Origin of the sequence: Streptomyces sp. NPDC059851 (assembly GCF_042732005.1) — a bacterium.
GTDB lineage: Bacteria > Actinomycetota > Actinomycetes > Streptomycetales > Streptomycetaceae > Streptomyces.
Genome location: NZ_JBHWJJ010000060.1, coordinates 1 through 26578, shown reverse-complemented (window position 1 = coordinate 26578; position 26578 = coordinate 1). Strand labels below are relative to the sequence as shown.

General features: G+C 72.5%; 20 protein-coding genes. 8 read left to right on the top strand and 12 right to left on the bottom strand.

The features are described from left to right. Positions 1 to 120 precede the first annotated feature (120 nt). The 3 genes from ACFV7Q_RS21100 to ACFV7Q_RS21090 all read right to left on the bottom strand — a co-directional run bounded on the left by ACFV7Q_RS21100 (position 121) and on the right by ACFV7Q_RS21090 (position 6604). On the bottom strand, positions 121 to 5085 hold the full coding sequence (locus ACFV7Q_RS21100) for an NAD-glutamate dehydrogenase (protein WP_385430473.1): 4965 nt from the start codon (positions 5083 to 5085) through the stop codon (positions 121 to 123). A gap of 356 nt (positions 5086 to 5441) precedes the next feature. After that, entirely contained in the window at positions 5442 to 6107 is a 666-nt protein-coding gene (locus tag ACFV7Q_RS21095) for an HAD family hydrolase (protein ID WP_385430472.1), read from the bottom strand. Then, on the bottom strand, positions 6104 to 6604 hold the full coding sequence (locus ACFV7Q_RS21090) for a DUF6912 family protein (RefSeq protein WP_385430470.1): 501 nt from the start codon (positions 6602 to 6604) through the stop codon (positions 6104 to 6106). The genes ACFV7Q_RS21095 and ACFV7Q_RS21090 overlap by 4 nt, the downstream gene beginning before the upstream one ends. A 316-nt stretch (positions 6605 to 6920) precedes the next feature. Between ACFV7Q_RS21090 and ACFV7Q_RS21085 the strand changes: the two genes are divergently transcribed. Further along, entirely contained in the window at positions 6921 to 7406 is a 486-nt protein-coding gene (locus ACFV7Q_RS21085) for an Rv3235 family protein (RefSeq protein WP_385430468.1), read from the top strand. Positions 7407 to 7639: 233 nt separating this feature from the next. Here ACFV7Q_RS21085 and secA read toward each other — a convergent pair whose 3' ends face one another. Beyond that, positions 7640 to 10417, bottom strand: a complete 2778-nt coding sequence (gene secA / locus ACFV7Q_RS21080) for a preprotein translocase subunit SecA (RefSeq protein ID WP_385430466.1) — start codon at positions 10415 to 10417, stop codon at positions 7640 to 7642. Between the two features lie 227 nt (positions 10418 to 10644). Here secA and ACFV7Q_RS21075 point away from each other — a divergent pair, with 227 nt between their 5' ends. Beyond that, on the top strand, positions 10645 to 11226 hold the full coding sequence (locus tag ACFV7Q_RS21075; protein WP_385430465.1) for a GNAT family N-acetyltransferase: 582 nt from the start codon (positions 10645 to 10647) through the stop codon (positions 11224 to 11226). A gap of 133 nt (positions 11227 to 11359) precedes the next feature. Further along, entirely contained in the window at positions 11360 to 12541 is a 1182-nt protein-coding gene (locus ACFV7Q_RS21070) for a winged helix-turn-helix domain-containing protein (RefSeq protein WP_385430464.1), read from the top strand. On the opposite strand, the gene ACFV7Q_RS21065 is transcribed toward ACFV7Q_RS21070, so the two are convergent. From ACFV7Q_RS21065 to mtrA, 6 genes are all read right to left on the bottom strand, one after another. Continuing rightward, positions 12538 to 13242, bottom strand: coding sequence for a response regulator (locus tag ACFV7Q_RS21065; RefSeq protein WP_385430462.1), 705 nt, complete (start codon positions 13240 to 13242; stop codon positions 12538 to 12540). The two genes, ACFV7Q_RS21070 and ACFV7Q_RS21065, sit on opposite strands and share 4 nt — an antisense overlap. Positions 13243 to 13448: 206 nt before the next feature. Then, positions 13449 to 14147, bottom strand: coding sequence for a ribosome hibernation-promoting factor, HPF/YfiA family (gene hpf, locus ACFV7Q_RS21060; protein ID WP_360637596.1), 699 nt, complete (start codon positions 14145 to 14147; stop codon positions 13449 to 13451). Between the two features lie 355 nt (positions 14148 to 14502). Further along, the gene (locus tag ACFV7Q_RS21055; RefSeq protein WP_385430460.1) at positions 14503 to 15288 is read right to left on the bottom strand and encodes a ComF family protein; all 786 of its coding nucleotides are present in this window, start codon (positions 15286 to 15288) and stop codon (positions 14503 to 14505) included. 106 nt (positions 15289 to 15394) lie between these two features. Then, positions 15395 to 17152, bottom strand: a complete 1758-nt coding sequence (locus ACFV7Q_RS21050; protein WP_385430488.1) for an LpqB family beta-propeller domain-containing protein — start codon at positions 17150 to 17152, stop codon at positions 15395 to 15397. A 124-nt stretch (positions 17153 to 17276) separates the two neighbouring features. After that, a complete protein-coding gene (mtrB, locus tag ACFV7Q_RS21045; protein ID WP_385430459.1) occupies positions 17277 to 19367 on the bottom strand; it encodes an MtrAB system histidine kinase MtrB in 2091 nt (696 codons plus the stop codon). Then, positions 19336 to 20025 carry a two-component system response regulator MtrA gene (mtrA, locus tag ACFV7Q_RS21040; protein WP_385430457.1) on the bottom strand — a complete coding sequence of 230 codons (690 nt, stop codon included), beginning with the start codon at positions 20023 to 20025 and terminating at the stop codon, positions 19336 to 19338. The genes mtrB and mtrA overlap by 32 nt, the downstream gene beginning before the upstream one ends. A 232-nt stretch (positions 20026 to 20257) precedes the next feature. Between mtrA and ACFV7Q_RS21035 the strand changes: the two genes are divergently transcribed. From ACFV7Q_RS21035 to ACFV7Q_RS21015, 5 genes are read left to right on the top strand one after another with little or no spacing between them, the layout of a single operon-like run. Beyond that, entirely contained in the window at positions 20258 to 21568 is a 1311-nt protein-coding gene (locus ACFV7Q_RS21035; RefSeq protein ID WP_385430455.1) for a glycerophosphoryl diester phosphodiesterase membrane domain-containing protein, read from the top strand. Positions 21569 to 21575: 7 nt separating this feature from the next. Further along, positions 21576 to 22256, top strand: a complete 681-nt coding sequence (locus ACFV7Q_RS21030; protein ID WP_385430453.1) for a DUF4129 domain-containing protein — start codon at positions 21576 to 21578, stop codon at positions 22254 to 22256. Then, a complete protein-coding gene (locus ACFV7Q_RS21025) occupies positions 22253 to 23515 on the top strand; it encodes a DUF4350 domain-containing protein (RefSeq protein ID WP_385430451.1) in 1263 nt (420 codons plus the stop codon). Before ACFV7Q_RS21030 ends, ACFV7Q_RS21025 begins: the two co-directional genes overlap by 4 nt. Further along, entirely contained in the window at positions 23512 to 24474 is a 963-nt protein-coding gene (locus ACFV7Q_RS21020) for an AAA family ATPase (protein ID WP_385430450.1), read from the top strand. The genes ACFV7Q_RS21025 and ACFV7Q_RS21020 overlap by 4 nt, the downstream gene beginning before the upstream one ends. Next, the gene (locus tag ACFV7Q_RS21015; RefSeq protein WP_385430448.1) at positions 24474 to 25787 is read left to right on the top strand and encodes a DUF58 domain-containing protein; all 1314 of its coding nucleotides are present in this window, start codon (positions 24474 to 24476) and stop codon (positions 25785 to 25787) included. Before ACFV7Q_RS21020 ends, ACFV7Q_RS21015 begins: the two co-directional genes overlap by 1 nt. A gap of 16 nt (positions 25788 to 25803) precedes the next feature. On the opposite strand, the gene ACFV7Q_RS21010 is transcribed toward ACFV7Q_RS21015, so the two are convergent. After that, on the bottom strand, positions 25804 to 26190 hold the full coding sequence (locus ACFV7Q_RS21010) for a hypothetical protein (protein WP_385430446.1): 387 nt from the start codon (positions 26188 to 26190) through the stop codon (positions 25804 to 25806). After that, entirely contained in the window at positions 26187 to 26450 is a 264-nt protein-coding gene (locus ACFV7Q_RS21005) for a hypothetical protein (RefSeq protein WP_385430444.1), read from the bottom strand. Before ACFV7Q_RS21005 ends, ACFV7Q_RS21010 begins: the two co-directional genes overlap by 4 nt. Positions 26451 to 26578: the final 128 nt, after the last annotated feature.

Sequence of the window (26578 nt, the reverse complement as noted above, 5' to 3'; positions counted from 1 at the left end):
TGGTGTCGTGATGCGGCCAAGCCCTGTGGCGGGCCACGCCTTACACGACGAGCGGCCCGGAACTCATGGTTCCGGGCCGCTCGTTCACTCACGCCCCCGAAGGGGCGTCAGTTTCCGCTCTCAGCCGTGCGCGCGCAGCAGCGACCGCATCGTCCGCATCGCGACCGACAGGTTCGCGAGGTCGAAGTCGTCCGAGCCGCGGATCTCGTCCAGGGTGGTCCGGGCGCGGGCGATGATCGCCGCGTTCTTGTCCTCCCAGGCCTTGAAGCGCTCCTCGGGCGTCGCGCCGGACTCGCCGGCCGCCAGCACGTCGGCGGTCAGCGCCGCGTGCGCCGCGAACAGGTCCTCGCGGATGGAAGCGCGGGCCATGGACTGCCAGCGGTCGGCCCGCGGCAGCTCGATGATCCGGTCCATCAGCTGGGTGATGTCCAGGCGGTCGGCCAGGTCGTAGTACACCTCGGCGACACCCAGCGGGTCCACGCCGGTCCGGTCCGAGATCGCGACGATGTCGAGCGTGGGGAAGGCCGAGGAGAACCCGGCGACCTTCGCCGCCAGCTCCTCCGGCACGCCCTCGCCGGTCAGCTCGTCCAGGACCAGCTGGTACCACTCCAGGTCCGCGCCGCGCACCAGCTTCGGCAGCTCGGCCCAGACCTGGGCCACCCGCTCGGCGAACAGCTCGATGGTCTCGGTGATCTGGAGCGGCTGCGGCCGGTTGTTCAGCAGCCAGCGCGTGCCGCGCTCGACCAGGCGCCGGGAGTGCAGGCGCACCCGGGTCTGGACGTCGGCCGGGACCTTGTTGTCGAGGGCCTCGACCGCGTCCCACACCTCACCCAGGCCGAAGATCTCGCGGGCCGAGAGCTGCGCCCGCACGATCTCCTCGGTGGAGGCGCCGGTCTCCTCCCGCAGCCGGTGCAGGAAGGTCGAACCGCCGGTGTTGACGGTGTCGTTGACCAGCAGCGTCGTGATGATCTCGCGGCGCAGCGCGTGGGAGGCGATCTGCTCCGGGAACTTCGCGCGCAGCGCGGCCGGGAAGTACGCGTCCAGCAGGCGGCGCAGGTACGGGTCGTCCGGCAGCTCGGTGGCGATGAGCTCGTCCGCGACCGTGATCTTGGTGTAGGCCAGCAGGACGGCCAGCTCCGGCTGGGTCAGGCCCGTGCCGCCGCCCAGCAGCTCGCGGATCTGCCGGTCGCTGGGCAGGAACTCCAGGTCGCGGTTCAGCTGTCCGGCCTGCTCAAGGCGGCGCACGAAGCGCTGCTGGGCGTGGAGCAGGCTGTGGGCCTGGGCGGCGCCGTTGGCCAGGGCGGTGTTCTGCGCGTAGTTGTTGCGCAGCACCAGGCGGCCGACCTCGTCGGTCATCTCCGCCAGCAGGGCGTTGCGCTGCTTGACGGTCATGTCGCCGTCGGCGACGACCGCGTTCAGCAGGATCTTGATGTTCACCTCGTGGTCGGAGGTGTCCACGCCCGCGCTGTTGTCGATGGCGTCGGTGTTGACCTTGCCGCCCTCGCCGCCCGCGCCGGTCCGGGCGAACTCGATGCGGCCGAGCTGGGTCAGGCCCAGGTTGCCGCCCTCGCCGATGACCTTGGCCCGCACGTCGGCGCCGTTGACGCGGATGGCGTCGTTGGCCTTGTCGCCGACCTCGGCGTGCGTCTCGGACGTGGCCTTGACGTACGTGCCGATGCCGCCGTTCCACAGCAGGTCCACGGGGGCGTGCAGGACGGCCTGCATCAGCTCGGCCGGGGTCATCTTGGTGACGCCCGCCTCGATGCCGAGGGCCTCCCGCATGTGCGCGTTGACGGGGATGGACTTCGCGCTGCGCGGGTGGACGCCGCCGCCCGCGGACAGCAGCTCGGGGTCGTAGTCCGCCCACGAGGAGCGCGGCAGCTCGAACAGGCGCCGGCGCTCGGCGTAGGAGACGGCCGCGTCCGGGGTCGGGTCGATGAAGATGTGCCGGTGGTCGAAGGCGGCGACCAGGCGGATGTGCTCGGAGAGCAGCATGCCGTTGCCGAAGACGTCACCGGACATGTCGCCGACGCCGACGACGGTGAAGTCCTGCGTCTGGGTGTCGTGGCCGAGCTCGCGGAAGTGCCGCTTGACGGACTCCCAGGCACCGCGGGCGGTGATGCCCATGCCCTTGTGGTCGTAGCCGGCCGAGCCGCCCGAGGCGAAGGCGTCGCCCAGCCAGAAGCCGTACGACTCCGCGACGCCGTTGGCGATGTCGGAGAAGGTCGCGGTGCCCTTGTCGGCGGCGACGACGAGGTAGGTGTCGTCCTCGTCGTGGCGGACCACGCCCTTGGGCGGCACGACCTCGCCGCCGACCATGTTGTCGGTGATGTCGAGCAGCGCCGAGATGAAGATCTTGTAGGCGGCGACGCCCTCGGCGAGCCAGGCGTCGCGGTCCACCGACGGGTCCGGCAGGTTCTTGGCGACGAAGCCGCCCTTGGCGCCGACCGGCACGATGACGGTGTTCTTGACCATCTGCGCCTTGACCAGGCCGAGGATCTCCGTACGGAAGTCCTCGCGGCGGTCGGACCAGCGCAGGCCGCCCCGGGCGACCTTGCCGAAGCGCAGGTGGACGCCCTCGACGCGCGGCGAGTACACCCAGATCTCGAAGGCCGGGCGGGGCGCCGGCAGCTCCGGGATGGCCTGCGGGTCGAACTTCATCGACACGTAGGAGTGCTGCTCGCCCTGGGCGTTGAGCTGGAAGAAGTTCGTCCGCAGGGTCGCCTTGATCAGCGTGAGGAAGGACCGCAGGATCCGGTCTTCGTCCAGCGAGGCGACCTGGTCCAGGGCCCCGTCCAGTTCCTCCAGCATCGCGTCGACCAGCTCGGTGCCGGCGGCCTGGCGGCCGGGCGACATCCGCGCCTCGAACAGCGAGATCAGCAGCCGGGTGATGTGGACGTTGTTGCGGAGGGTGTCCTCCATGTAGTCCTGGCTGAAGGTGGAGCCGGCCTGGCGCAGGTACTTGGCGTACGCGCGCAGGACGACGGCCTGCCGCCAGGTGAGCTTGGCGCTCAGGACCAGGGTGTTGAAGTTGTCGTTCTCGGCCTCGCCCCGCCACACGGCGGCGAAGGCCTCCTGGAAGCGCTCGCGGGCGCCGTCGCCGAGGTAGTTGTCGCCGTTGCCGGCGACGGGCATGCGCAGGCCGAAGTCGTAGATCCAGGCGCTGGTGCGGTCGGCGCGGCGCAGCTCGTACGGGCGCTCGTCGGTGACCTCGACGCCGAGGCGCTGCAGCACCGGCAGGACCGCGGACAGCGAGACCTGCTCACCGGTGCGGTAGATCTTGAAGCGGCGTTCGCCGGGGCCTGCGCCGACCGGCTCGTACAGGGACAGCGCGAACTCGCTGTCGCTGGCGGAGAGCCGCTCCAGGTGGCACAGGTCGGAGACGGCCATGCGCGGCGTGTGGTCGGCCTTGTAGCCCTCGGGGAAGGAGCCGCCGTACTTGCGCAGCAGCTCGGCGGCGCGCTCCTCACCGAGCTCGGCGACCGCGGCCTCGCCGAAGCCGTCGGCCCAGGAGCGGGCGGCCTCCACGAGGCGGCCCTCGACGCGCTCGACGTCGGCGTCGGTCAGCGCGGGCAGCTCGGTGCCCTGCGGGACGCGGACGACGAAGTGGATGCGGGAGAGGATCGATTCGGTGTTCCAAGCGGTGAAGTCGACGCTGGTGCCGCCGAGCTCCTCCTTCAGGATGTCCATCAGCCGCAGCCGGACGCCGGTGGTGAACCGGTCGCGGGGCAGGTAGACGAGGGCCGAGTAGTAGCGGCCGTACTCGTCCTGGCGCAGGTACAGCCGCAGCCGGCGGCGCTCCTGCAGGTACAGGACGGAGGTGACGATCTCGCGGAGCTTGTCGACCGGGGTCTGGAACAGCTCGTCGCGGGGGTAGGTCTCCAGGATCTGGAGCAGGTCGCGGCCGTCGTGGCTGCTCGGCGAGAAGCCGGCGCCCTCCAGCACCTCGGCGACCTTGCGGCGGATGACCGGGACGCGGCGCACGGACTCGGTGTACGCGGCGGAGGAGAACAGGCCGAGGAAGCGGCGCTCGCCGACGACGTTGCCGTCGGCGTCGAACTTCTTCACGCCGATGTAGTCGAGGTACGAGGGGCGGTGGACGGTGGCGCGGCTGTTGGCCTTGGTCAGCACCAGCAGGCGGTGCTCGCGGGCCTTGGCGCGGGCGTCGGCCGGCAGCCGATTGAAGGACGGGGAGACCGCGTGGGCGTCGTCCTTGCCGCTGTGGTGCGGGTCGGAGCGCAGGATGCCCAGGCCGGTGCCGGGCACGGCGGCCAGGGCGTCGCCGTCGACGAGGTTGTACTCACGGTAGCCGAGGAAGGTGAAGTGGTCGTCGGCGAGCCAGCGCAGCAGTTCGCGGGCCTCTTCGAGCTCGTACTCGTGCAGGTCGCCCGCGGTCGGCTCGTCCACGAGGCCGTCGGCGATGCGCAGGGCGGCCTCGCGCATCTTCTCCCAGTCCTCGACGGCCTCGCGAACGTCGGACAGGACGCGCAGCAGGTCGACGGTGATCTGCTTGAGGTCGGCGCGGTCGGTCTCGCGGTCGATCTCGACGTGGATCCAGGACTCGACGAGGGAGTCGTGGGGGCGCGCGGTCTTCGGGCCGTGCGCGTCGCAATCGGGGCCGAGGATCTCGATCAGCTTGCCGGTGACGTCACGGCGGACGACGACCTGGGGGTGGATCACGACGTGGATGCCGCGGCCCTGGCGGGACAGCTCGTTCGTCACGGAGTCCACGAGGAAGGGCATGTCGTCGGTGACGACCTCGACGACGGAGTGGCTGGAGGTCCAACCGTTCTCCTCGACGGTCGGCGTGTGCACGCGGACGTTCGCGGTGCCCTGCGGCCGGTTCTCGGCGAGCCGGTAGTGCGACAGCGCCGCCCCGAACACGTCGACGGGGTCGCGGTCGACGAGGTCCTCGGGGGCGGTGTGCAGGTAGTAGCGCTGGAGATAGGCGAGCGTCGTGTCCCGGTCGGGGCGCTCTTTCTGCTCGGCACCGGTCGGAAGGAGTCCCCCGGCCGGGCTGTGCTCAGCTACCCGGGCCGCCCGCGCGAGCAGCTCGGCCTTTGCTTCGTCCAGCTTGGTCTGCATGTCCTCTGGCTCCTGTCGCGCGCCATTGCGTGACGTAGGTGAAGGAAGGAATGACATAGCGCCGCGAAGCGGGTAGTCCGTCCGGGACCGACGCTATGTCGTCGTGAGAGCCGACCGGGAGGGATACGGCCAGAATCGGCCAGGCGTCCCGGCAGCAGGGATCAGCGAAGGCCCGGGCACGGTCGTGCGCCGGGCGCAGGCCGGGGGCATCGGTGCCCCCGCGGACTATCGCGCTGATCACGGGTACCAGGCTATCTCGCCCTCCCCCCACCGCGTCACGGTCCGGATCTGTACAAAAGCAAGTCCGGAAGTTTGACGATGTGCGCAGTGACGTGGACCACCGCGCGTGCCAGTCCCTATTCGGCCAGCTCGCGAGCAGTGGCGACGGCCTCTGCCAGGCTGTCCACGACCGGCACACCGGCCGATTCCAGACTGCTGCGGCTGTGCGAACCACCCGTGTAGAGGACGGCGCGCGCGCCGACGTGGGCCGCGGCCACGGCGTCGTCGACCGCGTCCCCGATGAGGACCGTGCGCGTGGGCGTCACACCGCCGGCCTCCAGGGCCGCCATGTGCCGGACCAGGTGCGCCGCCTTGGAGCTGTGCGAGGGGCCGGTACGGCCGTCGACGCGCAGGAAGTGCTGCTCGATGCCGTACTCCCGCACGAGCGGGACGAGCCTGTCGTGGGGCGCCAGCGACAGCAGGGACTGCGTGGACCCGTCCGCCTGCCAGTCCCGCAGCAGCGCCGGGGCCCCGTCGGTGAGCCCGGCGGCCTCGGCGGCGACCCAGTAGTGGCGGTGGAACGCCTCGTCCATGACGGCCCACTCGGCATCGGTGGGCAGCCGGCCCATGAGCCGCTCGTAGAACTTCGGCACCGGTACGACGTACAGCTCACGGTAGCGCTCCAGCGTGATCGGCGGGAAGCCGAACTCGGCGAAGGAGGCGTTCGTCGCACTGATGACGGCGTCGATGTCGTGGAGCAGCGTGCCGTTCCAGTCCCAGACGATGTGCCAGGTGGCGCTCATGCCAGCAGCCCCGGGATCTCCTGGACGCCGAACCACAGCAGTTCGTGGTCCTCGGCGCCGTCGACGGTGAACCGGGCGTCGTCGTCCCCGGTGTCGGCAGCCGCGACGGCCGCGGCGGCCGCCTCGACGTCCTTGACCGCGTCGTCGGCGTCGACGTGCACCGCGGCGGCCACGGCCAGGCGGACCGGGCCGGCGACGGCGACCTGCCCGAGGGTGGCCTCGTCGATCCCCGGGACGGCGGTGACGGCCCCGTCGGCCACGTCGAAGGCGACGACGACGCGCTTGCGCGGGGCGGCGGGGTCCTCGGCCAGCATCCGCAAGGAGGCCGTGGCGGCCCGGCCGAGGGCGGCGTACTCCAACTCCTCGATGTCGTCCGACACGTACCACTCGCGCAGGCCCGGGGTGACGGCGTACGCGCGCAGGGCGGCACCGCCCAGCTCACCCGCCTGGTGCACCTCGGCGAGCCCGGGGAGGGTCAGGGGGACGTACACGCGCATGGCCGGCTGCTTTCGGTAGTCGGGAACGCCCTCAGGATACGACGGTGGCACAGCGGCGGCGGAAGACTGCGTGCGGTGACCGGCCCGGTCCCCCTTCGGGCTGCCCGGGGTGCGCCGGATCCCGTCCACGGGACGTTCGCCGCCGGCTCCCGCGCGCCCGCCCCCACGGCCCGGGGCCACCCGGATAGGTGAAGCGGCACGGCACCGGCCGGGCGGCTGCACGTCCGTTGCGGAGGGTGTCGGCCGGCCGTAGAAGATCCCCAGCGAAGTTACCGACCGGTACCGCCAGGGCCCGTACGCATGGGGGACGACCGCCATGAGCACCAGGACGACGATGACGACCAAGAAGACCAGGACCACGGGGCCGGCCGGGCCGACCGGGCCGGGGCGGGCGACCGGGCCGGGGGCCGCGACCGGCTCCCGGCCCCCGGGGCGCCGCGACCAGCGCCGGCCCGGCCCGCGGGAGGCCCGCCCACCGGCCCCGGGCGGGCCCCACGACTGGTTCGCCGAACGCCTGCTGGCGGTGATCAGCGGCCAGCGCCCCGTCCACTCGCTGCTCGGCCTGACCGTCGGCCCCGCCTACGACCAGCTGGTGGGCCTGGCCCCGGCGGGCCCCCTGCGCAGCCGCCTGCGCCCGGTGCTGCGCCGCTGCGGGCGCTTCCACCCGGGGCCGGGCGTGATCGAGGCCTTCGCCCGCATCGCCACCGGCGACCGGATCTCGGCGATGGCCTTCCGCCTGGAGCAGGGTCCCGACCTGCGCTGGCGCTGCGCAGCCGTGGAAATCCGCGGCCCGCTGCCCTGACCCCTCTCCGGGTACCGGTGGCCGTGGCCCCCAGCGCGACCAGCCGGACGGGAACGCGCTCGACCACGAGGTGCAGCCCGCCGCAGCGCAGCGCGAACCGGGGCCGCCCCCGGCGTCGCTCAACTCGCCTGCCCATGAAGAAAGTCGAGCACTCCGGCGCCGGAAACGCCGCCGGGGGCCGGACACGCACTCGGTGTCCGGCCCCCGACGGGATGCCCCTGCTGAAGCAGCGGCTACTTCTTGCGGCGGCGACCGCCGGCGGCCTTCTGCGCCTTGCGGCGCTCGGCCCGGGTCATGCCGTCGCCCTCCTCGGCCTCGAAGTCGCCCTCGACCACGCCGCCCTCGCCGTCCACCGTCGGGGCGGAGAAGTGCAGCCGGTCCGGGCGCTGCGGGGTGTCCAGGCCCTTGGCGCGGATCTCCGGGCGCGGGCCGGGGGCCACCGCCGGGGCGGCCTCCTGCACCGGGACCTCCTCGACCTGCTGCTCGACCTGGACCTCCAGGTTGAACAGGTAGCCGACCGACTCCTCCTTGATGCCCTCCATCATGGCGTTGAACATGTCGAAGCCCTCGCGCTGGTACTCGACCAGCGGGTCCTTCTGGGCCATCGCGCGCAGACCGATGCCCTCCTGGAGGTAGTCCATCTCGTAGAGGTGCTCGCGCCACTTGCGGTCCAGGACGGACAGCACCACGCGCCGCTCCAGCTCGCGCATGATGTCCGAACCGAGCGCCTTCTCGCGGGCCTGGTACTGCTCGTGGATGTCGTCCTTGACGGACTCCGCGATGAACTCGGCGGTGATGCCGGCGCGGTCGCCCGCGGCGTCCTCCAGCTCCTCGATGGTGACCTTGAGGGGGTAGAGCTGCTTGAACGCGCCCCACAGCCGGTCCAGGTCCCACTCCTCGGCGAAGCCCTCGACCGTCTCCGCCGCGATGTACGCGTCGATCGTGTCGTCCATGAAGTACCGCACCTGCTCGTGCAGGTCCTCGCCCTCCAGGACCCGGCGGCGCTCGCCGTAGATGACCTCGCGCTGGCTGTTGAGGACCTCGTCGTACTTCAGGACGTTCTTGCGGGTCTCGAAGTTCTGGGTCTCGACCTGCGACTGGGCCGACGCGATCGCGCGCGTCACCATCTTGTTCTCGATCGGCACGTCGTCCGGCACGTTCGCCATCGACATCACGCGCTCGACCATCTGCGCCTTGAACAGGCGCATCAGGTCGTCGCCCAGCGACAGGTAGAAGCGGGACTCGCCCGGGTCGCCCTGACGGCCGGAGCGGCCGCGCAGCTGGTTGTCGATGCGGCGCGACTCGTGCCGCTCGGTGCCCAGCACGTACAGCCCGCCGAGCGCCTTGACCTCCTCGAACTCGGCCTTCACGGCCGCCTCGGCGCGCTGGAGCGCGGCGGGCAGGGCGTGCGCCCACTCCTCGATGTGCTCCTCGGGGTCCAGGCCCTGCTGGCGCAGCTCGGCCTCGGCGAGGTCGTCCGGGTTGCCGCCGAGCTTGATGTCGGTACCGCGGCCGGCCATGTTCGTGGCGACCGTCACGGCGCCGCGACGGCCCGCCTGGGCGACGATCACGGCCTCGCGCTCGTGGTGCTTGGCGTTGAGGACCTCGTGCGGGATGCCGCGCTTGGACAGCTGCCGCGAGAGGTACTCCGACTTCTCGACCGAGGTGGTGCCGACGAGGATCGGCTGGCCCTTCTCGTGCTTCTCCGCGATGTCGTCGACCACGGCCGCGAACTTGGCGACCTCGGTGCGGTAGATCAGGTCCGCCTGGTCCTTGCGCTGCATGGGCCGGTTCGTCGGGATCGGCACGACGCCCAGCTTGTAGATCTGGTGGAACTCCGCGGCCTCGGTCATGGCCGTACCGGTCATGCCGGAGAGCTTGGTGTAGAGGCGGAAGAAGTTCTGCAGGGTGATCGTGGCGAGGGTCTGGTTCTCGTCCTTGATGTCCACCCCTTCCTTCGCCTCGATCGCCTGGTGCATGCCCTCGTTGTAGCGGCGGCCGGCGAGGATACGGCCGGTGTGCTCGTCGACGATCATGACCTCGCCGTCGATGACGACGTAGTCCTTGTCCTTCTTGAACAGTTCCTTCGCCTTGATGGCGTTGTTCAGGTAGCCGACGAGCGGCGTGTTGACCGACTCGTAGAGGTTGTCGATGCCGAGCCAGTCCTCGACCTTGGAGACACCGGCTTCGTGGATGCCGACGGTGCGCTTCTTCTCGTCGACCTCGTAGTCGCCGGTCTCCTCGATGCCCTTCAGCGGGTTGCCCGGCTCGCCCTTGGTGAGGCGGGTGACCAGCTTGGCGAAGTCGCCGTACCACTTCGTGGCCTGGTCGGCGGGACCGGAGATGATCAGCGGGGTACGCGCCTCGTCGATCAGGATGGAGTCGACCTCGTCGACCACGGCGAAGTTGTGCCCGCGCTGCACCAGCTCCTCCTGCGACCACGCCATGTTGTCGCGCAGGTAGTCGAAGCCGAACTCGTTGTTCGTGCCGTAGGTGATGTCGCAGCCGTACTGCTCGCGGCGCTGCGCCGGCGTCATGTTGGCCAGGATGCAGCCCACGGACAGGCCCAGGAACTTGTGGACGCGGCCCATCATCTCGGAGTCGCGCTCGGCCAGGTAGTCGTTCACCGTGATCAGGTGCACGCCCTTGCCGGACAGCGCGTTCAGGTACGCCGGGAGCGTGCCGACGAGGGTCTTGCCCTCACCGGTCTTCATCTCCGCGACGTAGCCCAGGTGCAGCGCGGCGCCGCCCATCAGCTGGACGTCGTAGTGTCGCTGGCCCAGGACGCGCTTGGCGGCCTCGCGGACGGTCGCGAAGGCCTCCGGCAGGAGGTCGTCGAGGCTCTCGCCGTCCTGGTAGCGCTGCTTGTACTCGTCCGTGAGCGCCCGCAACTCGGCGTCGGAGAGGTTGACGAAGTCCTCTTCGATGGAGTTGACCTGGTCCGCAATGCGGTGCAGTTTGCGCAGGATCTTGCCTTCGCCTGCACGCATGAGCTTGTTGAAGACGGACACCGAGGTTTGTCTCCTTGCCGGTCGGGCCTGGCACTGGTTCGTACGCGGGCACGGAGGGTGGGCCCCACCGCACCGGCCATCGTAAGCGAGGACACGGTCGCGTCGGGAGGTCCGCCATGGCCGCGGGGCGGCATGCGCCCGGAATGAGAACGTACGGGGGGCGGTGAAAGTGCCGCCCTGCGCGAAAACTGCTCGCCCGACCAGGGCCCCACCACCAGAATGCGGTCATGGAACCCACCTCGCTGGCCACCGAACGGCTGGTACTGCGCCCCTGGGCCCCCGCGGACGCCGACGCCGTCCACCTGGCCTGCCAGGACCCCGACATCCAGCGCTGGACCGCCGTCCCCGTGCCGTACGAGCCGGAGCACGCGCGCGGCTGGACCTCCGAGATCTCCCCGGCCGGCTGGCGGCAGGACACCGAATATTCCTTCGCGGTCCGCCCCGCCGGCTCCGGGAGCCTCCTCGGGGCGGTCGGGCTGCACGTGCGCGGGCCCGCCGCGTACGAGGTGGGCTACTGGACGGCGAAGGAGCACCGCGGCCGCGGCTATGCCACGGAGGCGGTGACGGCGGTCTCCCGCTGGGCCTTCACCAGGCTCGGCGCCGGGCGGGTGGAGTGGCGGGCCGAGGTCGGCAACGACGGCTCCCGGGCGGTCGCGGAGAAGACCGGGTTCCGGGTGGAGGGCGTCCTGCGGGCCGCCCTGCCGGTCCGGGGCACCTGGCGTGACTGCTGGGTGGGCGGGCTGCTCCCCGCCGACCTCGGTTTGGAGTCGCAGTTGCCGTACCTGCCCGCGCCGGCCGCGGGAGCCTGAGGCGGACACGGGCGGGCAGGCCGACACGGGCGGGCAGGCGGGCGGGCCTGCGCCCGGGGCGCGCCCCGTGGCCGCCGCGTACGCACCCCCGATCGCCGGTTCCGTTGTCAGTGGCGTCCTCTAGGGTGCGGACATGACGACCACGGTCCGGCTCTCCGCCGACGAAGCACGCCGAATCGCCCTGCGCGCACAGGGGTTCCTCGGGGCGCCCGACCGGCGCGGCGGGGTGCGCGGGGTGCTGCGCCACCTGGGCGCCGTCCAGTTGGACACCATCTCCGTCCTGGCCCGCTCGCACGAGCTGATCCCGTACGCGCGCCTGGGCGCAGTGGGCCGCGGGGCGGTCGAGCGGGCGTACTGGACGGAGCAGCACGCCTTCGAGTACTGGTCGCACGCGGCCTGCATCCTGCCGATCGAAGAATGGCCGCATTTCGCCTTCCGGCGGCGGGCCCGGCGCGAGCACGGCTACCGCTGGCACGAGATGAAGGACCGGGAGGCCTCCTGCCGGCTGGTCCTGGACCGGCTGAAGGCCGAGGGTCCGCTCACCTCCACCGAACTCGGCGGCGCGAAGAACGGCGGCCCGTGGTGGGACTGGTCCGAGACCAAGATCGCGGTGGAGTGGCTGCTGGACACGGGCGACGTCGTGTGCACCGAGCGCAGGAGCTGGAAGCGGGTCTACGACCTGGCCGAGCGGGCGGTGCCGGACGAGCTGCTCCACGACGACCTGGACGACGGCGAGTGCCTGCGACGCCTGGTCTCGCTGGCCGGCAGGTCGCTCGGCGTGGGCACCCGCGCGGACATCGCGGACTACCACCGGATCAAGGGCGAGCAGTTCGACGCTGTGGTCGCCGACTCCGGGCTGGTACCGGTGGAGGTCGAGGGCTGGGGCAAGCCGGCCTGGGCCGACCCGGAGGCCCTGGCCGCGGTCCCGCGCGGCCGGCACCGGACGACCCTGCTCTCCCCCTTCGACTCCCTGGTCTGGGACCGCCCGCGCACCGAGCGGATCTTCGGCTTCAGCCACAAGCTGGAGGCGTACGTCCCCAAGCCGCAGCGGATACACGGCTACTTCGCGATGCCGCTGCTCACCGGCGGCCGGCTCCAGGGCCGGGTCGACCCGGCCCGCGAGGGCAGCACGCTGGTGGCCCGGCAGCTCTCCCTGACCACCCCGAAGGCCGCCCGTCCCATGGCCGAGGCCCTGCGCGAGGCGGCCTCCTGGGTCGGCTGCGACACGGTCCGCGTCGAGCGCGCGAGCAGCGCGGCGGAGGCCGCCGCCGTGACCGCGGAGCTGGCCGCGCTCGGCGCGGGTGCGGCCGGCTAGCGGATTTCGAGGATCTTCTCGCGCATCGCGTACACGACGGCCTCCATCCTGGAGTGCAGCTGCAGCTTCTCCAGGATGTTGCGGACGTGGTTCTTCACCGTGTTCTCGGAGATGAACAGCTCCTTGGCGATGTCCCGGTTGTTCATCCCGGTCGCGACGAGCTTGAGCACCTCCACCTCGCGGTCGGTGAGCCGGGGCGCGGGCAGCAGCCGGCGCTCGTCCGTCCGCTGGATCATGGACTTGAACTCGGTGAGGAGTTTCGACGCCATCGACGGGCTGATCTGCGACTGGCCGTCGGCCACCGCGCGGATCGCCGTGGCCACCTCGTCCGTGGAGATCTCCTTCAGCAGGTAGCCGGTGGCACCCGCCTTGATCGCGTCGTAGAGGTCCGCCTCTTCGTCGCTGATCGTCAGCATGATGATCTTCGCGGAGGGGGCGACCTCCTTGATCGACGTGCACGCCTCGATCCCGCCCCGCCGGGGCATCCGCACGTCCATCAACACGATGTCCGGCAGCAGGTCCGCCGCCTTGTCCACGGCCTCCGCGCCGTCCCCGGCCTCCCCGACGACCTGGATGTCCTCCTCCTGGGCGAGGACGATCTCCAGCCCGCGCCGGAACAGGGCGTGGTCGTCGACGACGAGCACCCGGATCGGCTCGCCGCCGCCCTCGTCCTCGCGCACCGGCTCGAAACCGTCCGCCATCGTTCCTCCCCCTGCATGTGCCGAGCTGCCGGCCAACCCTGCGGACGCACCCGCCGGTTGACTGCCCGCCATGATTCCATGCCCGCGCCGCCCGCCGGTGGTCTCCGGGTGTCTCCGGGCGGACGCCTGGCGCATATCCGGTCACAGGGATGCCCCTGCCGGACACGCGCGTCCGGCAGGGGCACCGCACGGAAACCCGACGGGCGTCAGCCGCCCAGCGCTCCGCCCGCACCTCCCGGACCGGGCTCATCCGTGCTGGAGGCCTGGTCGGAGTTGAGGTGGATCACGCCGTAGTCGTAGCCGTGACGCCGGTAGACGACGCTCGGCATCTTCGTCTCGGAATCGACGAACAGATAGAAGTCGTGGCCGACCAGCTCCATCTCGTACAGAGCCTGGTCGAGCGACATGGGGGACGCCGAGTGCGTCTTCTCGCGGACGATGAGCGGTCCTTCGCCCTGTACCTCCAGCGACCCGATCCGGGTCGTGGGAATCGCGTCCGCCTCCTCGTCGGACACCGGCATGCCGTGCCCGTTGAGGGTCGCGGCGTCCGGTACCGCGTCGGCGACCTCGGCCGCCGAAAGCCTGCCGCTACCGCGGCGGGTGGCGCGCTTGTCGTGCTGCCTGCGCAGCCGGGCCTCGAGCTTCTCGTGCGCCAGATCCAGCGCCGCGTACGGGTCGGCCGCTGCGGCCTCGGCACGGATCACCGGCCCGCGCGAACGCAGCGTGATCTCGACACGGTCGGAACGGTCGGCCTGTCGCGGGTTGTGCTCCTTGGACACCTCGACATCCATGCTGATGACCTTGCCGTCATACTTCTGGATCTTGTCCACGTTGAGCTTCTCCGCAACGTGCTTGCGGAACCGCTCGGGCACCTCGGTCTTGCGGCCCTTGACGACGATGTCCACGCAGAACTCCGTTCCCGGATAGCCCCGCCTCCGAAAGGCGAAGCGTCTCCCTTTCGCACCAGGCTCCGGTGTTCGCCGGAGCCTCGGACTTGGCGACTTTCACCTCCTCCTCCCCCATCGGCAAGATCTACACCCCACCGACTTCGGAGTCGAGAGACAGTCTCTGACACGAAGTTTCAAGCAACTGTGAAACGTGCGATCCGATGCGAGTTCCCAGGGTCGCCAGTTCCTCACAACCGAACATATCTCTCCATGCCGGTTGTCGGCACCCGCTACCGGAACGTACCTCCGTTCAGGTGTTCAGTCCCTCTCGTTACCTGCAACGATGCGCCTTCCCCATCAGTTCCAAATCTATTCACAAGAGTGTTGCTCTGTCCGGGTAGACGACCGGATTCGTACGAAAAGACCGGGGCGGTGCGGCCACCACGGCCGCCCCGGCCACCGGCCCGAGCCCGGCCGCCCGCAGCGCCCGCGACGCCTCAGCGAGCGTGGCCCCCGTCGTGATCACGTCGTCCACCAGAACGATCCGGGCCCCGGCCACGGACAGCGCACCGCCCCTGCGCACCCCCAGCGCCCCGGCCAGGTTCTCCCACCGCTCCCGCGCCCCGAGCCCCGCCTGGTCGGCCACCGGCCGCACCTGGTGCAACACGGACGCCACCCGTGCGGGGGCACCGGCCCGCCGCAGCCGCCCCGCGGCCGCCAGCGCGATCCTGCGCACCGGGTCGTGCCCCCGCGCCCGTACCTGCCGGCGCGCCGAGGGGACCGGCACCAACACCACCCCCGCGGGCCCCTCCGCCCAGGACCGGACCGCACCGCCGCCGACCGCACCGCCACCGGCCGCGCCCGCGGCCGCGTCGCCCGCGGCGACGGCCGCCGCCAGAGCCGACCCGAGCGGCCCCGCCAGCGCCAGCGCCCCGCGCTCCTTGTGCGCGAGGACGACGGCCCGTACGGCGCCCTCGTACACCGCGGCCCCGTACACCGGGGGCAGCCCCCGCGGCCGCCCGGAGGGCCGTACCGGGGCCGCCGCACCGCCGTCCAGCGCCCGCCCGCAGGCAGCGCACAGCACCGCGCGGGCCGCCCCGCAGCCGGCACAGGCCGCCGGCAGCACCAGCCCGGCGAGCTCCTGCCACCACCCCCACATCCCCTCAATGTGCCCGGCCGCCCCGAGGTCCCGCCACACCTGTGGACAACGGAAGAACCCCGACCGGGCCGGGGCCCAGCCGGGGTCCGCCACCCGGGGACACGGGTCAGCCCGGGTACACGGGGGCCTTGCCGCCCGCCGCCACCGTGCGCCACTGCGCCCCCGGCGGCAGCCACACGATCCCGTCGTCCTGCGAAGCGGCCACGACCGGCTTCCGCTCGTCCTCCGTCGCCGCGACCGCGACCAGCCCGGCCGCCCCGGGCAGGCTCGCCGCGACCATCGACCCGTCCGCCAGCATGTAGCGGGCCTGCACGACCCCGCCGCTCTCCCGGCCCACGACCAGCAGCCGGCCCCGCGGCGCCCAGCTCAGCGCCGTCACGTCCGCCATCTGCGGCGCGGCCGGGCGCAGCTCGCGCACCGACACCGCACCCGGCTGGTCGGTCTTGCCGCCCCCGGGCCGCTCGATCCGCCCGATGTACAGGCGCTTGCGGTTGTCCTTCTGCACCAGCAGCGCGATCCGCACCCCGTCCGGGGAGGCCTTGAGCGCGGTGATCCGCCCGCCGTCCAGCCCGGCCACGTCGATCTTCTGCGCGGCCGCGGCACCCGCGGGCACCCGGTACAGCGCCGCGTTCTGCGGGTCCTGGTCCGCGACCCACAGGTCGCCCGCCGCGTCCCAGCTCGGCGTCGTCAGCCCGTTCGGCTTGGCGCCCTTGCCGGTCAGCACCGGCTGCGGCATCGGCCCCGCCGTCGTCAGACTCACCAGGTGCAGCGCGTGCCCGTCCTCCGACACCACCGCCGCGCGCTTCTCGTCGTAGCTCACAGCCGCGGAACCGACCTTGAAGGCGGGGGCTCCGGCGGCGCCGGGCGGGTTCAGCGGCCCCGGCACCGGCTCCGGCCGGTACTGCTGGTCCTCGCTGTTCACGTCGAGCTTCATCCGCACGAGCCGGTGGTCGGCGTCGACGTAGTACTGGTGGTCGGGGCTCGGGACCCGGTGCGCGATGCCCGCGGCGCCCGCCTCGGTCACCGAGCACAGCGAGGAGCGGTCCTCGCGCAGCACCTCGACCCGGTCCAGCCGGGACGCCGTCAGGTCCTTGACGGTGAACATCAGTTGAGTGGCCATCTTCTGGCACTGCGGCTGCGCCACGTCGTCGGCCGCCTTGTTCAGCGGCACCCGCAACGTGTTCTGCCCGTCGTACGCGAGGGACTTGGTGCCCTCCCGCAGCTCCGTACCGGCCGGGAAGCTCGAACTGACCACCGGCCCCAGCCACTTGGACGGGCCGGCCAGCAGCGACTGCACCGTCTGCGTCGTGGGGTCCATCCGCGAGTCGGGGTCGCTGCGCTGGCGCACGTACACCGGGTCCGCCACGAGCGTGCCGCCCGCGAAGTAGTACTTGTTGACGGGCATGTAGATGCGCTGGAAGTCGGACTCGCTGAGGACCAGGCTCTTCGGCGGCGTCGCGATCCGCCACTGCTTGTTCTCCTGCACCAGTTGCAGGAACTCCTCGTAGCGGCCGCCGGTCGTGTCCGGCTGGTACGCGCTGCGCTCGTCCACCGTCGCGAGCATCTTGCCGGTCATCTTGAAGCGGGGACCTGCCGGGTCCTTCTCGCCCTGCACGGAGAACCGGTCGATGCCCGCCGAGAGGACGGTGACGGCCGCGCCGGGCTTCCAGTTCTTCGCCGCGTCCTCGGTGAGGTACTTCCGGGCGGTCTGCAGCTGCGGATCATCGCTGGTCATGGCCTCCAGGAAGCCGTCGACGATGTCCGTCGGGCTCGCCTTGTCGGCCGGCGGCACGCCGAACACCCGCACCTGCGAGTCGACGCCCTGCGAGGCCCGGACCTCCCGGATCTCCCCGCTGTCGGGCATCGACGCGCAGCCGGCGAGCAGCAGCGCGCCCGCGCCGGCTGCACAGCCCGCGGCCGCCCGGGCCCGCGCCCGGGCACCCACCCGTGCCGCCGCCCCGCGGCCGTCCCTGGCTGCGCGTACGGACTCAGCGTCCACCTGCTCCATCCTCCTGTGCTGCCTGGTCGGCCGGCCGGGCCACGACACGGGCCCCGTTCCCCGGCAGGGCGGTCGGGTCGGCGGGCACCGGTACCGCGCCGGCGACGGCGGACCGCGGCGGTATCGCCGCGATGTCGGGCCGGGCCGGGGCCTGGGCCCGGTTGGCCCCGGCGCCCTGCGGCCCGGAGCCGGCCGGACCCGTACCGGAGCCGTCCCGCGGCCCGCCCGCGGCGGAGCCGGAACCGGAGGCGGCCGCGTCGGCCGCGGCCCTGGCCCGGTTGGCCCGCGAGTCCTCGGGCTCCAGCGGGATCGGGGAGCCCCGCAGCGGCTCGTCGGCGGTACGCGGCAGGGTCAGGCGGAACTGGGAGCCGCCGCCCGGCTCGCCCCAGGCCTGGAGCCAGCCGCCGTGCAGCCGGGCGTCCTCGACGGCGATGGACAGGCCGAGGCCGGTGCCGCCGGTGGTGCGGGCCCGCGCCGGGTCCGCCCGCCAGAAGCGGTTGAAGACCCGGGTGGCCTCGCCGGGCTTGAGGCCGACGCCGTAGTCGCGCACGGCGATGGCGACGGCCCCGCCCGCGGACGCGAGCCGGACCACCACGTCACGGCCCTCGCCGTGCTCCACGGCATTGACGACGAGGTTGCGCAGCACCCGCTCCACGCGCCGGGCGTCGGCCTCGGCGATCACCGGCTGGGTGTCGCCGAGGACCCGGATCCGGGTGCCCTTGTGCTCGGCGAGCGGTTCGGCGCCCTCGACGACCCGGTGGACCACGTCGCGCAGGTCGATGGGTTCGGCCTCCAGCGCAGCGGCGCCCGCGTCGAACCGGCTGATCTCCAGCAGGTCGGCCAGCAGCGACTCGAAGCGGTCCAGCTGACCGGCGAGCAGCTCGGCGGAGCGGGCGGTCACCGGGTCGAAGTCGACCCGGGCGTCGTGGATGACGTCGGCGGCCATGCGGACGGTCGTCAGCGGCGTGCGCAGCTCGTGCGACACGTCGGAGACGAAGCGGCGCTGCATCCGCGACAGGTCCTCCAGCTGCTGGATCTTGACCTGGAGGTTCTGCGCCATCTTGTTGAAGGCCTCGCCCAGGCGCGCGATGTCGTCCTCGCCGGTGACCTTCATCCGCTCCTGGAGCCGCCCGGCCGACAGCCGCTCGGCGATGCCCGCGGCCATCCGCACCGGGGTCACGATCTGCCGCACGACGAGCCAGGCGATGGCGCTGAGCAGCACCACGACGAACAACCCGGCGGTGGCGATCGTCGACTTGACCAGGTTGAGTGACTCCTCCTCCTGCGTCAGCGGGAAGAGGTAGTACAGGTCGTACGGGTCACCGTTGATGTCGGTGAGCCGCTTGCCCACGACCAGCGCGGGCTCGGGCGACTTGTCGCCGGCCCCGTCCGTGTACTTGATCTGCGAGAACGTCTTGAACGTGCCGGTGGCGTGGTTGACGGCCTTGCGCAGCTGCGGCGGGATGCTCGCGGTCGGGTCGACGTTGCCGGAGGCGCGGGCCCCCTTGACGCCGGACGCGCCGGCCCCGCCCGGCTGCGTGCCGGTGCCCGGGGCCGCACCCGTCGTCGCGGCACCGGAGCCGTTGCCGACTCCGAGGGCGACCACCTCGAACGCGGTCTGACCGCCACTGGCGAGCTGCTTGACCAGCGAGTTCATCCAGGTGCTGGCGTCCCGGCCCACCTTGTTGTCGGTGACGTCGGGCCCGTCCACGGTCGCGGGCGTGTTGGCCTTCTCCTGCGCGACCGCGAAACCGCCCGCGGCCTGGCTCTGCGCGGCCTCCTCCTTGGCGTCGAGGAGGCCCTTGCTGACCTGCGCGATGACGACGAAGCCGAGCGCCAGCACCACGGCCAGCGACATCAGCATCGTCGCGGCGACCACCCTCAGCTGGATGTTGCGCCGCCACAGCCGGACAGCCGGAAGCAACGGCCGGCGCACCAGTCGTACGAACAGCCGCAGCACGGGCCCGCCGGGCGCTCCGTCCTGGAGCAGCCGGCCGGCCCGCAGGGCCCCCCACCGGGAGCCGCCGCGCGACCTGCCGGGCTTCACGTCAGCTCGGTCCTGCCTTGTAGCCGACACCACGCACCGTCACGACGATCTCGGGGCGCTCCGGGTCCTTCTCGACCTTGGAGCGCAGCCGCTGCACGTGCACGTTGACCAGGCGGGTGTCGGCGGCGTGCCGGTAGCCCCACACCTGTTCCAGCAGCACCTCACGGGTGAAGACCTGCCAGGGCTTGCGCGCGAGCGCGACCAGCAGGTCGAACTCCAGCGGGGTCAGCGCGATGGAAGTGCCGTCCCGCTTGACCGAGTGCCCGGCCACGTCGATGACCAGGTCACCGATGGTGAGCTGCTCGGGCGCGGGCTCCTCCGACCGGCGCAGGCGGGCCCGGATGCGGGCCACCAGCTCCTTCGGCTTGAACGGCTTGACGATGTAGTCGTCGGCCCCGGACTCCAGGCCCACGACGACGTCCACGGTGTCGCTCTTGGCGGTGAGCATCACGATCGGCACGCCGGACTCGGCCCGGATCAGCCGGCACACCTCTATGCCGTCCCGGCCGGGCAGCATGAGGTCCAGCAGCACCAGGTCCGGCTTCGCCTCCCGGAAGGCAGCCAGTGCCTTGTCACCGTCCGCTACGAACGACGGCTCAAAACCTTCTCCACGCAGCACGATGCCGAGCATCTCGGCCAGTGCGGTGTCGTCGTCGACGACAAGGACGCGTCCCTTCATGCTTGACATCATCCCATTAGCCAATCGTTACCCGGCGGTGAGCTGTCCCACAGCCAAAAAGGCTGGAAATCGACCCTCGAACCTGCGTGGGGAGCACACCGACCAGTCTGCCCCGAACTCGGGCGACAATTGAAGGCGGACCGGCGCAGATCGGGGGGACGGCCGGCCCGCACACCGTTCCCACGTGGCACGATGGCAGCCGACCAGCGCCCCCGCCCCACCAGGTGCACGTGAAGGAGCGACGATGAACGACTCTCCGGGCCGGGCCGTGCCCGGACCCTCCCCGTCCGACGGTGAGCGGCCTGGCGCCCCCGACGGTCAGCAGCAGGGCGAGGGCCGGCAGCCGGGCCAGGACCCGCAGCAGGGCGACACCGCGCGGCCTCCCGCCGGGGGTCAGAAGTGGGCCGCCGAGCAGCCTCCGCCCGGCGCCTGGCAGAGCCCCGGCGCATCCGAGCCGCCCCGGCCCGCCCCGGCCCCGCAGCAGCCCGCCCCGCGCAGCTGGGCCTCGTCGGCGGGCCCCGCCACCGGGCAGCCCCCGTACGGCAGCCAGTACGGCTCCCCCGGCGGTCCCGGCTACTGGGGCAAGCCCCCGGCCGCCAAGCCGGGCGTCATCCCGCTGCGGCCCCTCGACATGGGCGAGATCCTCGACGGCGCCGTCGCCACCATGCGCCGCCAGTGGCGCTCGGTCCTGTCGATCTCCCTCGTCGTCGCCACGCTCGTGCAGGTCGTCGACCTGCTGCTGAAGAAGTACGCGCTGGCCGACCTGCCCGCCCCGGACCCCGCCGCCGAACCGGGCGCCGCCGGGTTCCTCGACGCCATGGGCACCAGCCTGCTGAGCAGCAGCGCCACCCTGTTCGTGCAGTTCGTCGGCGGCATCCTGGCCACCGCCCTCCTCACGATGATCTTCAGTCGGGCGGTGTTGGGCCGCGGCTCCACCATCGCCGAAGCCTGGCGCGACGCCCGCCCCCGGCTGCTGCACCTGGTCGGCCTGACCCTGCTGCTCGGCCTCGGCGCGGCCGTCCTGGTCGTCGTGCTGCTGCTGCCCGCCTTCCTCGCCCGCAGCACCGGCCTCGCCCTGCTCAGCGCCCTGGTCGTCTTCCCGCTGCTGATCTGGCTGGCGATCAAGTTCAGCCTGGCCTCGCCCGCCCTGATGCTGGAAAAGAGCAGCATCACCACCGCCCTGCGGCGCTCCTCCAAGCTCGTCCACGGCTCCTGGTGGCGCATCTTCGGCATCACCGCCCTCACCACGATCATCACCACCGTCGTCTCCATGGTGATCATCTACCCGCTGGGCGCCCTCGGCATCGTCCTCTCCGGCACCGGGCTCAGCGGCTTCGAGGACGGCTCGATCATGGACGACTGGACCTTCCTGGTCGTCCTCGCCGTCGCCTCGGTCCTCGCCCAGACCATCACCCTGCCCATGCAGTCCGGCGTCACCGTCCTGCTCTACGTCGACCAGCGCATCCGCCGCGAGGCCCTCGACCTGGAGCTCGCCCGCGCCGCCGGCCTGGAGGACTACGGCACGGACCCGACGGCACCGCCCACGGGCGGCTGACCCGGCGATGACGGGGAGGGGGGACCTCATCACACGCACCGCGGCGCTCCTCCGGGGAGAGCCGACACCGCCGGTGACGACACCGCGCGAGCCCGCCCGCGAGGCGGCCGAACGCGAGCTGTCGAAGCAGATCTACCACCAGGACGACCCCGGACTGCTCCAGCGCGCCCTGGACCGCTTCTGGGAGTGGCTCGGCGACCTCTTCGACCGGGCCGGGAGCACCTCCCCGGGCGGAACCTTCGGCCTGGTCGCCGTCGCCGTCCTGGCCGCGCTCGCCCTCGCCGCCCTGTGGTGGCGGCTCGGCACCCCCCGCCGGACCGCCACCGACCGGGCCGCCCTCTTCGACGACGGCCCGGCGAGCGCCGATGACCACCGCACCACCGCCGACGCCCACGCCGCCGCAGGCCGCTGGAAGGACGCCGTCCAGGAGCGCATGCGCGCCATCGTCCGCTCCCTCGAAGAACGCACCCTCCTCGACCCCCGCCCCGGCCGCACCGCCGACGAGGCCGCCGCCGAGGCGGCCCGCGCCCTGCCCGGCCACGCCGCGGACCTGCACGCCGCGGCCCGCACCTTCGACGACGTCACCTACGGCGGCCGCACCGCCGACGCCGACACCTACGCCCGCCTGCGCACCCTCGACCTCACCCTGGCCCGTACGAAGCCGCTCCTGACGGGACCCCCGGCATGACCGCCCCCACCCCGAACCCGGCAGCGGCGCCGGCCGGCAGCGGCGCCACGGACACCCCCGACACCCCCACGGCCCGGCCCGGCATGCCCACCGGAGCCACCGGAGCCACTCCCGCGGCCGTGTGGCGCCGCGCCCGCGGCTTCCTCCTCGCCCTGGCCGTCCTCCTCACCGCCGGGATCATCCTCGCCGCCCTCTCCTCGGGCACCCACCAGGGCCGCCTCGATCCCCGCTCTCCCGGCCCCGAGGGCAGCCGCGCCGTGGCCGAGCTGCTGCGCGCCCGCGGCGTGGCCACCCGCGTCGTCACCACCGCCGAGGACGCCGCGGCAGCCGCCGGCCCCCGCACCACCCTCCTGGTCACCGACCCGAACCTGCTCGGCGACCGGCAGCTGCGCAGCATCCGCTCCGCCATCGACCTCTCCGGCGGCCGCACCGTCCTCCTCGCCCCCGGCACCGCCGCCCTGGACGACCTGGCCCCCGCGGTCCGCACCGCCGGAAGGGCCCACGAGCGCACCCTCGCTCCCAGCTGCTCCCTGAGCGCCGCGACCACCGCCGGCCCGGCCGACACCGGCGACGGCCTCCGCTACGGCACCACCACGGCCGGGGCCACCGCCTGCTACCCCAGCGGCGGCCACCCGACGGTCCTCGTCCTGCCCTCCACCACCGGCGGCGACACCGTCCTCCTCGGCTCCGAGCACGTCCTGCTCAACGAGGACCTCGCCCGCGAGGGCAACGCCTCCCTCGCCCTCCAGCTCCTGGGCAGCCGCCCCGACCTGGTCTGGTACCTGCCCTCCCTCGCAGAGCTCCAGGACGGCGAAGCCGAGGAGAAGTCCTTCCTCGAACTGATCCCGGCCGGCTGGCACTGGGCCCTCCTCCAGCTGTTCGTCGCCGCCGCCCTCGCCGCCCTCTGGCGCGCCCGCCGCCTCGGCCCCCTCGTCACCGAGCGGCTGCCCGTCGCCGTCCGCGCATCCGAGGCCACCGAGGGCCGCGCCCGCCTCTACCGCAGGACCGGCGCCCGCGACCGCGCCGCCACCGTGCTGCGCGCCGCCTCCCGCGAACGCCTCGCCGCGCTGGTCGGCGTGCCGTCCGCCCACACCCACGACCCCGCGACCCTCGTCCCCGCCGTCGCCGCCCGCCTCGCGGACCCCGCCGGCCGGGACCTGACCGCCCTCCTCTTCGGCACCACCCCAGCCGGCGACGCCGCACTCGTCGCGCTCGCCGACCACCTCGACGATCTCGAAAGAGAGGTCCGCACCTCATGACGGCCACCACGGACAGCGCCCGCTCCTCGCTGGAGGCGATCCGCACCGAGATCGGGAAGGCCGTCGTCGGCCAGGACCCGGCCGTCACCGGTCTCGTGGTGGCCCTGCTGTGCCGCGGCCACGTCCTCCTCGAAGGCGTCCCCGGCGTCGCCAAGACCCTCCTGGTACGGGCTCTGGCCGCCTCCCTCGACCTGGACACGAAGCGCGTCCAGTTCACCCCGGACCTGATGCCCAGCGACGTCACCGGCTCGCTCGTCTACGACGCCCGCACTTCCGAGTTCTCGTTCCAGAACGGCCCGGTCTTCACCAACCTCCTCCTCGCCGACGAGATCAACCGCACCCCGCCCAAGACCCAGGCGGCCCTCCTGGAGGCCATGGAGGAGCGCCAGGTCACCGTCGACGGCACCCCCCGCCGCCTGCCCGACCCCTTCCTCGTCGCCGCCACCATGAACCCGGTCGAGTACGAGGGCACCTACCCCCTGCCGGAAGCCCAGTTGGACCGCTTCCTCCTCAAACTGAACGTCCCGCTCCCCTCCCGCGAGGACGAGATCGGCGTCCTGACCCGCCACGCCGCCGGCTTCAACCCGCGCGACCTGCGTGCCGCCGGCATCCGTCCGGTCGCCGGAGCGGCCGAGCTGGAGGCCGCCCGGGACGCGGTCGCCGCCGTCGCCGTCTCCCCCGAGATCGCCGGGTACGTCGTCGACGTCTGCCGCGCCACCCGCGAGTCGCCCTCCCTCACCCTCGGCGTATCCCCGCGCGGCGCGACCGCCCTGCTGGCCGCCTCCCGCGCCTGGGCCTGGCTGACCGGCCGCGACTACGTCACCCCCGACGACGTCAAGGCCCTGGCCCTGCCGACGTTGCGTCACCGCGTCCAGTTGCGCCCCGAGGCCGAGATGGAGGGCGTCACCGCCGACGCCGTCCTCACCGCGATCCTGTCCCACGTCCCCGTTCCCCGCTGATGGCCGCCCCCACCGGACGCGCCGCCCTGCTGGCGGCCCTCGGCAGCATCCCCGTCGGCATCCTCGAACCGAGCTGGACGGGAATCCTCGCGGTCAACGCCCCCCTCGCCGTCGCCTGCGCGGTCGACTACGCCCTCGCGGCCCCGGTCCGCCGCCTGGCCCTCGCCCGCTCCGGCGACACCACGGTGCGCCTCGGCGATCCGGCGGAGGTCCACCTGACCGTCACCAACCCCGGCTCGCGCCTCCTGCGCGCCCGCATCCGCGACGCCTGGCCCCCCAGCAGTTGGCTCCCGGGCACGGAACAGCAGGCGTCCCGGCACACCGTGCGCATCCCTCCCGGGGAACGCCGCCGCCTGACCACCCGCCTGCTGCCGACCCGCCGCGGCGACCGCCGGGCCGACCGCGTCACGATCCGCTCCTACGGCCCGCTCGGTCTGCTCGCCCGCCAGGGCACCCACACGGTCCCGTGGACGGTCCGCGTCCTGCCGCCGTTCACCAGCCGCAAGCACCTCCCCTCGCGGCTGGCCCGCCTGCGGGAGATGGACGGCCGCACGAGCCTGCTGACCCGCGGTGAGGGCACCGAGTTCGACAGCCTCCGCGACTACGTCCCCGGCGACGACACCCGCTCCATCGACTGGCGGGCCACCGCCCGCCAGGACAAGGTCGCCGTCCGGACCTGGCGCCCGGAACGCGACCGGCACATCCTGATTTGCCTGGACACCGGCCGGACCTCCGCGGGCCGTGTCGGGGACGCCCCCCGCCTGGACGCGGCCCTGGACGCGGCCCTGCTGCTCGCGGCCCTGGCCTCCCGGGCCGGGGACCGCGTGGACCTGCTGGCCCACGACCGCCGTCCCCGCGCCCAGGTCCAGGGCCGGTCGGCCGGAGACGTCCTCCCGGCCTTCGTCAACGCCATGGCCACCCTGGAACCGGAGCTCGTCGAGACCGACGCCCGCACCCTCGTCTCGACCGTCCTGCGCAACGCCCCCCGCCGCTCCCTGGTGGTCCTCCTGACGAGCTTGGACGCCGCCCCGGTCGAAGAGGGCCTGCTGCCGCTCCTGCCCCGGCTCACGCAGCGCCACACGGTCCTGCTGGCCTCGGTCGCCGACCCGCACATCGCGGAGATGACCCGGTCCCGCGGCACGCTGGACGCGGTCTACGGGGCGGCTGCCGCCGCCCAGACCCAGGCCCAGCGCCGGCGCACCGCTGACCAGCTGGCCCGCCACGGCGTCCACGTGGTCGACGCCGCTCCGGACGCCTTGGCCCCGTCCTTGGCCGACGCGTACCTGTCCCTCAAGGCCGCAGGCCGCCTCTGACTGCCGACGGCCGGCATCAGCGGTTGAGGTCGAACACCACCACACCGCGGTCTTGGTATGCCTTGGGCTCGAAGGTGGCAACGAGTGAGTCCGCACCCCATTCCGGCAGTTTCCGTGCCGCGTGGATCGCGGCGGCGATCCCTGCCGATACCCCCTCCTGCCCGAGCCGCGCCACGGTCAGCGCAGCGGGATGGTCAAAGTCGACGGTGTGGAGGACGTCGAGCTGGCCGGCGTGCTCGGTGAGCCCTGACATCTCCTTCTCCGCCTCCAGGAGCGACAGGACAGGCACCCATAAACGGGCCGCCGGCTCAAAGCGGGCCCGGTGGATCAGTACCGACACCTGGCGATTGCCAGCCAGGGCAAGCAGCGCCCCGGTGTCGAGGACGAGATGGTGGTCGATCACGCGGCATCGGCCCGCAGCTGTGCAAATGCCTCCCGCAGCTTGCGCCCCATGGCAGCGCTCTCCTCGTCGGTCACCTCGAACCCAAAGTGCTTCGCAAGGTAGGCGCGGGTCTGCTCCGCCCGTTCCCGCCTCTCCTCGTCGGTCAGCATGCTTTCGGCGAACTCCTGAACCAGGGCTCGAATGGACGTACCGCGGGACTCGGCAATGACCGCAAGGCGATCGCGCCCCTCAGCCGGCACGCGGATCACGGCATCGGACACGGCCCGCGTCTACAGCGGCGTCTACACGTACGTCCCGTGAACGCAGAAAAGCCCCGCACCGAACCCCCAGAAGGGGCTGGTGCGGGGCTTCCCGCAATGATTGTTCGGCGGCGTCCTACTCTCCCACA